We start from the raw sequence: 12,603 nt of genomic DNA on the forward strand, positions 1-12,603 counted from the left end.
AGCCTGCACTTTAAATAAACAAAAAGTGCAGGCTGCTTTTCATCGCCTATCGCGCATCTAAACCGTTATCAACTTCGCCAATCGCCAGCCGCGCAATGCATTGCCCAGCCAAATTTGCTCGGCTTGCTGCACTTGTTCGCGACTAATCCAAGCAGCCTGCACTGCTTCGCCTTGCCAGTTTTTGAGCGCAACGCTGGGCAACACGTCCAAATCCGCAGCAGGTGTGAGCCATTGATTTTGATAGCGAACAATCACGCTGCTGCGTCCGCCTTCCAGCAAATAGCCTTGTTCGTTAAACAGCAGCGCATCAAACGCGCCGTGTTGTTCTGCCCATTGCCAAGCGCGGTCAAATTGGGCACGGTGCGTGGTTTTGTAGCGGCGCAAAAAGTCGTGCGTGGGCAAAACATCGGGTGCAATCAACACGTTTATTGCATCGGGCAAAGGGGCGATGGGCGCGTGTTCCAAGTGCAGGCTGCCTGTGGGTTCTAGGCGCAATTTCAGGCGATACACGCGGTTTGCGTCTAGCGTGGGCAGCGTTTGTTCTATGGCGTGCAGGGCAGATGTCGCGCAAAAAGGGATATTGCATTGCGCGGCAGAATGTGCCAATCGCGCCAAATGGTCGTCCAGCCATGCGATTTGATTTTGTGCCACGCGCATGGTTTCAAACAAGGCAAATTCGGGGCGCAATTCGCTGATAAATCGGGCTTTCCAGCCGCATTCGGCGTATTCGCTGACAGCTTGGCTGTCTGCCACAATGCCGCTGCCCACGCCATAAATGCCGTCAAATGTGCAGGCTGCTTGGTCGTGTGGACGCAGTTGCAGTGTGCGAATCACGACATTCAAACAGCCCGAAAAACCCAATGGCGTGTTGGGCGCGTGTTCCAAATAGCCAATGCTGCCTGTGTAGAGCTGGCGCGGTTCGCGTTCCAGTTGCGCAATCATTTCCATGCTTTTGCGCTTGGGTGCGCCCGTGATGCTGCCACACGGAAAAGCAGCCTGCACAATTTGCGCCATAGTGGTTGCGGCTGGCAACTGCGCTTGCACCAAACTGGTCATTTGCCACACGCTACCAAACGCATTCACGCTAAACGGCGCAGGCACAGACACACCACCCACAGTGGCAATTTTGCCCAAATCGTTGCGTAATAAATCCACAATCATGGTGTTTTCGGCGCGATTTTTGGGGTCGTTTTGCAAGGCGATGGCGCGAGCGGTGTCGTTTTCATCGCCCAAAATAGGGGCTGTGCCTTTCATCGGTTCGGTGTGCAGGCTGCCTTGCGCGTTGATGCGTAAGAACAATTCGGGCGAAAAACACAACGTCCACCCGCCATTGGGCAAACACGCCAGCGCGGCATACGGCACAGCTTGTCGCAATCGCGCATACAAACGAATTGGGCTACCATAAGTTTGCGTGTAGAGCCGCAATGTGTGGTTGATTTGATAGCAATCGCCGCGTGCAATCGCCACCAAAATGCAGTCAATATCGCGCTCGTATTCCGCTTGATTAGATGACCAGCGTGGCGCAGACAAACCAGCAGGTTCATCGCCGCCTTGTTGTTGCAACCACGTAGGCACATCGTCAATGGGCGTTTTTTGCGCGAACCAAAATAAGTGCAGGCTGCTTTTTGCAGCAGGCAATTTTTGTAACCCCAAACCAAATTCATAGTCAATCCACAGCGCGGCGTGCCAGTTTTTTGCCCAAGCAGCCTGCAATGTCTCGTCTAGCAAAGGCAGTTGTTCGGGCGACAAGGTGTCTTGGCAAACCCAATCATGCAACAAAAACGCACGCCCTGTGAGCGCGTCATCAAACAAAATAAAAGGGGACATGGTGTAGCAGTCATACATAAAAAGAAGGTTGCATTATATAATTGCGCTTTCATTTTGTTTACAGGAAATCACCATGACCACCATTCGCACCACACGCGCCGCCAATGAATTGCGCGAAATCCGCATCACGCCCAACTTTTTGCCCCACGCAGACGGCTCGGTGTTGATTGAATGCGGCAACACCAAAGTGATTTGCACCGCCACGATTGACGAAAACGTGCCACCCTTTTTACGCGGCAAAAATCAAGGCTGGGTTACGGCAGAATACGGCATGTTGCCCGCGTCCACCCAATCGCGCATGAAACGCGAAGCCGCAGCAGGCAAGCAATCGGGGCGCACACAAGAAATCCAACGACTAATTGGGCGCAGTTTACGCGCTTGCGTGGATATGCAAAAACTGGGCGAACGCCAAATTTTGATTGATTGCGATGTAATTCAAGCAGACGGCGGCACGCGCACAGCAAGCATTACAGGCGCATTTGTCGCGCTGAAAATCGCCGTACAAAAAATGTTGAACGATGGACGATTGACCGATACGCCGTTAATGGGCAGCGTTGCCGCAATTTCGGTGGGCGTGGTTGGCGGCGTGCCGTTGCTGGATTTGGATTATCCAGAAGATTCAGGCTGCGACAGCGATGTGAATTTGGTGATGTTGAACGCGGAAAAAATCATTGAAATTCAAGGCACGGCAGAAGGCGCAGCGTTTGGCTTGGACGAATTGCAGCAACTGATTGCGTTGGGGCAAAAGGGCATTCGTGAATTGACGGAATGGCAGGAAAAGGCAGTGCAGGCTGCTTTTTAAATCTAGCTGCTGTAGGTTTGAGTCTTGTTTAAGTTTACGTTGGGGCGTGACCCAAGCTACGGCTACTTCATTTAAAGCAATAAGGAAAACAGCAAAATGAATTTTACAGAAATGGATACACTAATTGATTCATTTATCTTGGGGCAAGTCCGTTTTCAAGATATTCAATATTCTATTCAGAGATGAAGTGGATATATTAGAATTCATGAAAAATTATCTTCAAGATGGTGTGGATAATAAAAATGGAGATAGAGTTGAATCTTGTATCATATTATCTTCGCTTTTTAAAAAGCATCAGTTGATGTTGGACAGATATAAGAATATTTTGTTAGAAAACTGGCATGAACAGCAAGAAGATATAGTTGATATTATTGGTTATCATAGCAATATGATATCTATCCCTATTTTAATCAAATGTCTGGATTTAAAATACGATTGGTTGGCTATTGATGATTTTTATTCGTTTCATAAAAAGATTAGGGGTTGTCCTAGATAACTAAGGAAATTCAAATTAAGTTAGAATTATCCCTATGCGAAAATGTCGTCTAAGTCAGTACAAACAAAACAAACTCATTGAGCTATTTGTTGCAGGTGTAACTGCAAGAACAGCAGCAGAGTTAGTAGGTGTTAATAAAAATACCGCAGCCTATTATTTTCATCGTTTACGATTACTTATTTATCAAAACAGTCCACATTTAGAAATGTTTGATGGCGAAGTAGAAGCAGATGAAAGTTATTTTGGTGGACAACGAAAAGGTAAACGCGGTCGAGGTGCTGCTGGAAAAGTCGCTGTATTCGGTCTTTTGAAGCGAAATGGCAAGATTTATACGGTTACTGTGAATACTCAAACCGCTACTTTATTGCCTATTATCCGTGAACAAGTGAAACCTGACAGCATTGTTTATACGGATTGTTATCGTAGCTATGATGTATTAGATGTGAGCGACAAAGCCATTTTAGCTTCGCTGAAACTTCGTTTTCGTATCAATCACAGCACACATTTTGCTGAACGACAAAACCATATCAACGGAATTGAGCACTTTTGGAATCAAGCAAAAACGTCATTTACGCAAGTTTAACGGCATTCCCAAAAAGCATTTTGAGCTGTATTTAAAGGAGTGCGAATGGCGTTTTAACAACAGTGAGATAAAAGTTCTTGTTCTATTTTAAAACAATTAGTGAAATTGAGTTTATCCTAGTTATCTAGGACAGCCCCAAAAATAATGCACCATTTATTGGTTTTGACGATTTTATCTGCGAAGAATTCCATGAAATTCATGGCAAAAAACTTGAATTGTAAAAGCCCAACCTGGTTCTCCAAGCCGTTAAAAAGTGCAGGCTGCTTGCTTATGAAGCCAACCTATATTCTGCCTATACTAACCTGCTGCGCCCTAACCGCCTGCCAAAGCCTACCCGATTTAAGTCTACGCCAAGCCAGCCACTACATTCCCACTCAATCCGCGCCGCAACTAGAAGCCGCGTTATTGTTGCCCGATACCAAAAGCAGCCTGCAACCCAAATCGCCCAACAAAAACAACACGCACAACGCACAAATTTATGTGCTAGACCACGCTCGCGATGCCTATGTGGCGCGAACTATTTTGCTAGACAACGCGCAAATTTCGCTGGACGCGCAATACTATATTTGGCGCGATGACGTGTCGGGCATACAACTTTTTCGCAAGCTGTGGCAAGCGGCAGAACGAGGCGTGCGCGTGCGCTTGCTGTTGGACGACAACAACACGCATGGCATGGACGATTTGCTCGCTGCACTCAATCAACACCCCAATATCCAAATTCGCCTGTTCAACCCATTTTTGCACCGAAAATGGCGATTTTTAGGTTATTTAACCGACTTTCCGCGCCTAAATCGCCGTATGCACAACAAAGCGATGATTGCCGACAACCGCGCCAGCATTGTGGGCGGACGCAATATTGGCGATGAATATTTTGACGTGCAAAACGACCACGCTTTTGCCGATATGGACGTGCTGGCGAGTGGCGAAATCGTGGCGCAACTGTCGCAAGATTTTGACCGCTATTGGCAAAGCGATTCCGCCTATCCTATTGAACAAATTATTAAAAATGCTGATTTAACGCACGGACAGGCGCAGTTAAAAAGCAGCCTGCACACGCCAGAAAATCCGTTCAACCATGAAAACGACATAGCGCACAGCCCATTGGCACAAGCGCAACAACGCCAACGCATTGTGTATTTTGACGCACAAACCGAATTGGTAAGCGATGACCCAGCCAAAGCCCTAGACCGCCGTGTGCACGTGAACATCGCCGAACAAATGCAGGCTGCTTTGGGCAAACCCAAGCGCGAAATGTATTTGGTTAGCCCGTATTTTGTGCCAACGCAAACAGGCGTAAACATGGCGCAGGAGCTGAATCGGCAAGGCATACGCACCACCGTGTTCACCAATTCGTTGAGCGCGACCGATGTGGCGGCGGTGCATTCGGGCTATGCGCGTTATCGCCGCGATTTGCTCAACGCAGGCGTACAGTTGTATGAATTCAAAGGCGACACCGACCAAAAAGGTTTGCGCGACAAAGGCTTAACAGGCAGTTCCGCCACCAGCCTGCACGCCAAAACGCTGATTATTGACCGCGAGCGCGTGTTTGTTGGTTCGTTCAACCTAGACCCACGCTCGGCAAGGCTCAACACCGAAATGGGCTTGGTTATTCATCACGATTTGCTCGCCCAGCAAATGCAACGCCGTTTGCAGCAAGAAGCCACGCAGTCTGCCTACCACGTTTATCTACATCAAGGCAGCCTGCATTGGCGCGACCCACAAACCCAAACCAGCAGCCGCCACGAACCCGAAGCCAGCTTTTGGAAACGATTAGCCAGCCGCATTTTTTCGTGGTTGCCAATTGAACGATTGTTGTAATGGACTGTATGATAATTTTTGAATATTCAGCCGTTTAATCCCCTCTCCTTTGGGAGAGGGTTAGAGAACCCAAACACAACCTATCCTATGCCAACTCTACTACTCGTCCGCCCAACCCAACGCCAAGCCGCCGACATCACCCTATGCCAACACGCAGGCTGGCAAGCCGTGCCATTCGCGCCAATAGAATTGTGCCCCAACCAAGCAGCCTGCACCGCACTACCACAACAAATCACCCAAGCCCAAGCCATGTTTTGGGTCAGCCCCAGCGCGGTAGAAATCGCACAACATTTTTTGCAGGGCGATTTAATCTGGCGCAAACAAACGCATATTGCCGTAGGGCAAGCCACCGCACACGCATTGCAAAGTGCAGGCTGCTTGCACGTTCACGCCAGCCACAACGGCAACGACAGCGAAGCCGCCTTGCAACTGCCCATTTGGCAAACCCTGCCACCACGCGCCACAATCCTAATCGTGCGTGGACAAAACGGACGCGAACACCTTGCCGAACAACTGCGTTTGCGCGATTTTGTGGTGCAATACGCGCCCATCTATCAACGCATTGTACAAACCCTAGATTGGACATTGCTAGACACACAAAAAGTACAGGCTGCTTGGGTTACGTCCAGCCAAATGGCGCAACCATTGTTCAGCCAAGCACCACCAAGTTATACGCAAATGTTGCAATCCTTGTTATACTTCACGCATCACACGCGCATTGCCGACACACTTGCCCAAAATGGCGCAACCCAAATTCGCGTGTGTTCCCATTTATCCCAAGCGTTGCAGCAAGCAGCGTACATTCTGGCTAAAACGGAGTCAAACCTATGACCGAAGCACAAAAACAACCCGAACAAACCCCAGCAATTCCCGAATCCAATTCAACCCCAGCAACCGAAAACGCAAGCGAAATCGTGCAGGCTGCTTTGCCTGCCACCACCGCACCTACCGCCCCAGCACAAGCACAAGCACAACCGATTGTGATTGAGCAAACTGCCAACAACGGCGGCAAAAGCATCGCATTGGGCGCATTGGTATTGGCAATACTGAGCTTGGGCGCGAGCGGTTTTTTGTTTGTACAAGGACAAAACATACTCAAAACCCAAGAATTGAGCCTAACCGATACCATCAAAACCCAAGAGCTGCGTTTTAATCAAGAATTAGACAAAGCAGGCTTGGGCAACAGTCAAAACGCCACATTATTGCAGGCTGCTTTGCAACGCCAACAACAAATTGATGCCGAATTAGCCAAAATTCTTGCTAACCAAAACAACACGCAACAAACGCTAGACGGCGTACAACGCGCTTATGCCGAATTGCTCAAAGGGCGCGTAAACTGGTTGGTTGATGAAGTAGAAGTCACGCTGAATGTCGCATCGCAACAATTATTGCTATCGGGCAATGTGCCAGTTGCCATAAGCGTGTTGGAAACCGTAGAACAACGCCTAAACCGCTTTGAGCAACCCGAATTGTTGCCAATCAAACAAGCGATTAGCCAAGATTTAGCCGCGCTAAAAAATCGCCCCTATTTAAACACTTCTGCCACCGCACTGCGCCTTGACCGCTTACAAAGTGCCGTGCCAAGCCTGCCTTTGTTGGTGGACAACACTTTGCAGGCAGGCAAAACCGAAGCTGCCCCTGTATCGCAAGCGGGTAACTGGTGGACTCGCGCCACAGAAAGCACGGTAAATCTGCTTAAAAGCATGGTAGAAGTGCGTAAACTCAACAACAACGATGCGATGTTGATTGCGCCCGAACAAGTGTATTTTGTGCGCGAAAACTTGCGTATGCACTTGTTGGACGCGCGTTTGGCGGTGTTGCAACACAACGGCGACATTTATCAAAACGATTTAAATGCCGTGGAAGCGACCGTTAAACAATATTTTGATGTGCAATCGCCCAACACCCAAGCATGGTTAAAAGAATTGAATGAACTCAAAGCATTAGAAGTTCGCATGATTTCTGATGACGCACTCAAATCCAGCTTGGCTGCCGTGCGAACCCATCAAAACAGCGCACGTACTGCCCTGCCTGTGAACTTGCCAGCAGTAGAAATCGCACCTGCTAGCGTGCCAACTGTGCAGGCTGCTTCTGTTCCTGCTGCGACTGCAACCCAAGCCAGCGAACCTGCGGCAAAACCAGCCAGCGCGCCAGCAACCAAATCTGCCAGCCAGCCTGCATCTAGCAAAGGAAGCCACGCATGAAACAGTTAATTTGGATTATTGTTTTGTTTGCCATTGCCATTGGTTTGGCTTTGGCGGCAACCACTTATTCGGGCAACGTGTATATTGTGATAGAGCAAACCATGTTGCGCGTGAATTTGCATTTGTTTGTGTTGGGATTGATTGGCGCGGTGGTTGCGCTGTATATCGTGGTGAAACTGTTTGCAGGCGTGTTGAGTACGCCCGATAAATTAAGCCGATTTGGCATCGGACGCCGCAGCCGCAAAGCCACGCAAGCACTCAATGCCGCAGGTTTGGCGTTTTTTGAAGGCAAATTCCAAGAAGCCGAAACGCAAGCGGCAAAAGTGTTGGCAAACAAAGAAGCAGGTGGCAACCGCGTGTTGGCGTTGATGCTGGCGGCACACGCTGCCGACCAAAGTGGCAACCAAAAAACACGCGACCAATATTTGCACGACATCGCCAAATTGCCGAGCAAAGCCCAGCTTTCGCGCTATTTGTTGTTGGCAGAAAGTGCCTTAAATCAACATCAATACGAAATCGCAGACGAACATTTAAAAGCCGCCGCGCAAATCAACCCACGCTTAACGCGCTTGGTGCGTTTGCAGTTGCGTTGGGCATTGGATAAGGGCGACGCTTTGGAAGTGTTGGACAAAGTAGATAAATTGCGCCGTGCTGGGGCGATGAACGACACTGAAGCCGAACATTTGTCGCAACGTGCTTACGAGCAGCTTTTGAATTTGGTGAGCGACAACAGAGGCATGAAAGCCTGCTTAAAACGCATTCCAGAGCATTTAAAATCGGGCGAAATGAGCGCGACGATTGCCCAAAAATATGTACAACTGGGCTTGTATTCGCAGGCAATAGCTTGGGTGAACCAGCATTATCCAGCGCAACACAATGCCGATTTGCTGCCCGCTTTTGTGCAAAGTAGCCAATATTTGGACGAACACGGTCAGCAAAAAGCGATTGATACTGCCGATGCGTGGCTACGCAGCAACCCCAACGATGCGCGATTGTTGCGTCATTTGGGCGAATTGGCGGCAACCCGACAACTGTGGGGCAAGGCGCGTGGTTATTTGGAAGCCAGTTTGGCGATTGAGCATTCTGTGCCAGCGCATTTGACTTTGGCGAAGGTGTTGGAGCAAAGCGGTCAAGCCAGCTTGGCGCAAGAGCAACGTCAGTTAGCGTTGAGTCAAATTGAGCAAGCGCAATAAATCAACAAGAAAGTGCAGGCTGCTTTTGAACACGAAAAAGCAGCCTGCATTTTTAATCAAACAAACAAAGGAAGCATTATGACCGAACCCATCAGACTATCCAAACGCATGGCAGAACTCAAAATCTGTTCGCGCCGCGAAGCCGACAGCTACATTGAACAAGGCTGGGTCAAAGTCAATGGCGCGGTTGCCGTGTTGGGGCAAAAAGTGTTGCCCAATGACCGCATTGATTTGGACAAACGCGCCCACCAGCAGCAAACCCAGCGCGTAACCATTTTGTTGAACAAACCTGTGGGTTTTGTGAGTGGTCAGCCCGAAAAAGATTATCGCGCCGCCATTGAATTGATTACCGAAAGCAATCATTGGCAAGGCGACACCAGCCGCATTGCGTTCCACCCTAGCCAGTTGCGCGGGCTTGCGCCTGCGGGTCGTTTGGACATTGATTCGGTTGGCTTATTGGTTTTGACGCAAGACGGACGCATTGCCAAACAACTTATTGGCGAGCAATCCGATAGCGAAAAAGAATATTTGGTGCGAGTCAAAGGCACGCTATCACCACAAGGCTTGGCGTTGCTCAACCACGGATTGAGCCTAGACGGCGAAAAACTGCGCCCAGCCAAAGTGGAATGGCAAAACGAAGACCAACTGCGCTTTGTGTTAAAACAAGGCAAAAAACGCCAAATCCGCCGAATGTGCGAATTGGTCGGCTTGCGCGTGGTGGGCTTAAAGCGCATTAGAATGGGCAAAGTGAAACTAGGCGCGTTGCCAACAGGTCAATGGCGATATTTGGGCGAAAACGAGCGGTTTTAATCACTATGTAAACCATGGAACAAGGCTATTACGACAATAGGGAAGATATAGTGGATTAAATTTAGATTAGGACAAGGCGACAACGACCGCCGTGTACACCTAGTACATAAGGGAGTTGGCAACGCTGTACTAATCTAAATTTAATTCACTATAAAAATGAGACAAGGCGATAACGTCCGCTGTGCGCGCGTGGCACATAAGGACGTTATCAACACTGTATCATTGCAATTTTAATTCACTATACCTACCAAACCTTACTCAACCATTCTTGCGCTTGATTTTGCACTTGTGCGCCCAGATGACGGCTCAACAAACGCGCCAAATCGTCTTGCTCTGGCGTGTAGTCCACCAAATTCGGTGCTTTAACCACGTCTCGCGCCACCGAATACACATTGCCCAAATCATCAACCAAACCTGCTTTTTTGGCTTCTATGCCTGTAAAAATGCGTCCGCTAAACAAATCGGGGTATTGCTTTTCTTGCAAACGATTGCCGCGCCCTTGTTTGACGGCTTGGATAAATTCGCCGTGAATTTGGTCTAGCATTTGTTGCCAAATGGCTTGCTGTTCGGGACTTTCGGCGGTGAACGGGTCGCCCATGCCTTTGTTGTTGCCTGCAATGCGAACGCGGCGTTGAATGCCCAATTTTTCCATTAAGCCAGTCGCATCAAAGCTGCTGCCAATCACGCCAATGCTGCCCATTAGGCTAGACGGGTCGGCAAAAATTTTGTCGGCAGCGGCTGCGATGTAATAACAACCCGAAGCGCACATATCTTGCGCCACTACATACACAGGAATGTTTTTGTGTTCCGCGCGCATTCGGCGCACTTCGGCAAAGGCGATATTGGATACAACAGGCGAACCCCCAGGGCTATTGGCATGAATAATAATGGCTTTGGCATTGGGATTGCGATAAGCAGCCTGCATGCCTTCGCGCAGAATATCTACCTGATTGCGCTGTTCGCTGCCGCCGATTTCACCTGTTAATTTCACAACGGCTGTGTGTGGCTGATGAGCAAAACGTGATGCCGATTCTCGTGCTTGTTCGCCTTGACGCATGCCGCCACGCAAGCCAGCCAACATCGCCAAAAACACCAGCAAGCCAACCACGCGCCAAATATTGCGCCACATTCGGGCGCGTTTTTGTTCTTGATAGGCCGCCAACAGCACTTCGCGCAAGGTGTTTTGCGCCCATTGTTCTTCGTTTTGCGCTTGTTGGTCGGTTGTGCCGTCTTCGCGTTTGATGCGGTAAACCATATTGTTCCTTTCTGTATGTATGAATGGCTACTGTGGTTACAGTAGTCATTGTTATAACAACCTACGATTGATGATTACTCGTTGCCGTTTTCAATGCTCACGCTGTATTCCACTAAACTGGGCATGATGCGCGATGCAGGCTGCTTTTTGTGTGCCGATAGCGCGTCCAAATAGGCATCATCAATATCGCCTGTTACATAGCAACCACTAAAACACGAATCATCAAAGCCTTCGATTTGTGGATTTAAGCGACGCACCACTTGTTCTAGCGCGTCCAAGTCCTGAAAAATACACGCATCGGCATTGATTTCTTGGGCGATTTCGGTTGCGGTGCGTCCGTTGGCAATCAATTCTTCGCGTGTGGGCATATCAATACCATACACATTGGGGTAGCGCACTTCTGGGGCAGCAGACGCAAAAAAGACTTTTTTCGCGCCTGCTTCGCGCACCATGTCCACAATTTCGCGACTAGTTGTGCCACGCACAATGCTGTCGTCCACCAACAATACGTTTTTGCCTGCAAATTCGCTGGCAATCGGGTTCAGCTTTTGGCGCACCGATTTTTTGCGCATTGCCTGCCCAAGCATAATAAATGTGCGTCCAATATAGCGATTTTTGATTAAGCCTTCGCGATAGGGTTTGCCCAAACGCGCCGCTAATTCCAATGCGCTGGAACGGCTGGTGTCTGGAATCGGCATCACCACGTCAATTTCGTTTACATCAATATGCTGTTTGACTTTGTCGGCAAGCGTGATGCCCATGTCCGCTCGTGCTTGATAAACGGGCACGCCGTCCACCACCGAATCGGGACGTGCAAAGTAAACGTACTCAAACAAACACGGTTTTAAATGCGGCTGCTTGGCACATTGGCGCGAATGCAGATTGCCTGAAAAATCAATAAACAAGGCTTCCCCAGGGGCGATGTCGCGTTCTAACTGATACGCCAGTCCACCAAATACAACGCTTTCGCTGGACACCGCCCACGCTGTTTTTCCGCCCTCTTCGCGTTTGCCCAACACCAGCGGACGAATGCCATTCGGGTCGCGAAATGCCACCATGCCATAGCCTGCAATCATGGCAACTACGCCGTATGCACCGCGTACACGCTCATGCACACGCTCAATGGCGTTGAAAATATTGTCGGGCGACAACTGGGTTGGGTTGGCGTTGTTGCTCACTTCGCGGCGCAATTCGTGGGCGAATACGTTGAGCAACACTTCGGAGTCGGACTGCGTGTTCACATGGCGCAAATATCGGGTATAGACATCGTGATGCAGTTCGGCGGTGTTGGTTAAATTGCCGTTGTGCGCCAACACAATCCCAAAAGGCGAGCTAACGTAAAACGGCTGCGCTTCGGCGGAGCTGCCTGCATTGCCTGCGGTCGGATAACGCACATGAGCGATACCTGCGTTGCCGTGCAAATCGAGCATATTGCGGGTGCGGAACACTTCGCGCACCATGCCTTTGCCTTTGTGCATACGAAAACAAGCGTTTTGCGTAGTTACAATCCCTGCGGCATCTTGTCCTCGGTGCTGCAACATTTGCAATCCGTCATACAACAGTTGATTAACTGGCTGGTGCGCCACCAAACCTAATACGCCACACATAAAAGCAA

The 12,603-nt window shown here is 49.3% G+C and carries 10 protein-coding genes and 1 pseudogene; 8 read left to right on the plus strand and 3 right to left on the minus strand.

Annotated elements, in window-relative coordinates:
* Positions 1-57: 57 nt before the first annotated feature.
* Complete coding sequence (locus tag DQN52_RS09055) at positions 58-1,845, minus strand: bifunctional chorismate-binding protein/class IV aminotransferase (protein ID WP_003786342.1); 1,788 nt, start codon at positions 1,843-1,845, stop codon at positions 58-60.
* Positions 1,846-1,900: 55 nt separating this feature from the next.
* On the opposite strand from DQN52_RS09055, the gene rph reads away from it, so the two are divergent.
* The 8 genes and pseudogenes from rph to DQN52_RS09095 all read left to right on the plus strand — a co-directional run bounded on the left by rph (position 1,901) and on the right by DQN52_RS09095 (position 9,733).
* A complete protein-coding gene (gene rph, locus DQN52_RS09060) occupies positions 1,901-2,629 on the plus strand; it encodes a ribonuclease PH (RefSeq protein ID WP_003786340.1) in 729 nt (242 codons plus the stop codon).
* Between the two features lie 124 nt (positions 2,630-2,753).
* Positions 2,754-3,125, plus strand: a complete 372-nt coding sequence (locus tag DQN52_RS09065; protein ID WP_003786338.1) for a hypothetical protein — start codon at positions 2,754-2,756, stop codon at positions 3,123-3,125.
* Between the two features lie 34 nt (positions 3,126-3,159).
* Positions 3,160-3,828 (plus strand): annotated as a pseudogene (locus DQN52_RS09070) (IS1595 family transposase).
* A gap of 150 nt (positions 3,829-3,978) precedes the next feature.
* A complete protein-coding gene (locus tag DQN52_RS09075) occupies positions 3,979-5,526 on the plus strand; it encodes a phospholipase D family protein (RefSeq protein WP_032827732.1) in 1,548 nt (515 codons plus the stop codon).
* 87 nt (positions 5,527-5,613) lie between these two features.
* The gene (locus DQN52_RS09080) at positions 5,614-6,357 is read left to right on the plus strand and encodes a uroporphyrinogen-III synthase (protein ID WP_003786332.1); all 744 of its coding nucleotides are present in this window, start codon (positions 5,614-5,616) and stop codon (positions 6,355-6,357) included.
* Entirely contained in the window at positions 6,354-7,730 is a 1,377-nt protein-coding gene (locus DQN52_RS09085) for a uroporphyrinogen-III C-methyltransferase (RefSeq protein WP_003786331.1), read from the plus strand. The genes DQN52_RS09080 and DQN52_RS09085 overlap by 4 nt, the downstream gene beginning before the upstream one ends.
* Positions 7,727-8,923 (plus strand): heme biosynthesis HemY N-terminal domain-containing protein, encoded by a 1,197-nt coding sequence (locus tag DQN52_RS09090; RefSeq protein ID WP_003786329.1) that lies wholly within the window; start codon positions 7,727-7,729, stop codon positions 8,921-8,923. Before DQN52_RS09085 ends, DQN52_RS09090 begins: the two co-directional genes overlap by 4 nt.
* A 78-nt stretch (positions 8,924-9,001) precedes the next feature.
* The gene (locus DQN52_RS09095) at positions 9,002-9,733 is read left to right on the plus strand and encodes a pseudouridine synthase (RefSeq protein ID WP_003786328.1); all 732 of its coding nucleotides are present in this window, start codon (positions 9,002-9,004) and stop codon (positions 9,731-9,733) included.
* A gap of 244 nt (positions 9,734-9,977) precedes the next feature.
* Here DQN52_RS09095 and DQN52_RS09100 read toward each other — a convergent pair whose 3' ends face one another.
* Both DQN52_RS09100 and purF read right to left on the minus strand, forming a co-directional pair.
* Positions 9,978-10,988 (minus strand): S49 family peptidase, encoded by a 1,011-nt coding sequence (locus DQN52_RS09100; RefSeq protein ID WP_003786325.1) that lies wholly within the window; start codon positions 10,986-10,988, stop codon positions 9,978-9,980.
* A gap of 74 nt (positions 10,989-11,062) precedes the next feature.
* Entirely contained in the window at positions 11,063-12,595 is a 1,533-nt protein-coding gene (purF, locus tag DQN52_RS09105) for an amidophosphoribosyltransferase (protein WP_003786323.1), read from the minus strand.
* Between the last annotated feature and the right edge of the window lie 8 nt (positions 12,596-12,603).

Origin of the sequence: Kingella kingae (assembly GCF_900475905.1) — a bacterium.
Lineage (GTDB): Bacteria > Pseudomonadota > Gammaproteobacteria > Burkholderiales > Neisseriaceae > Kingella > Kingella kingae.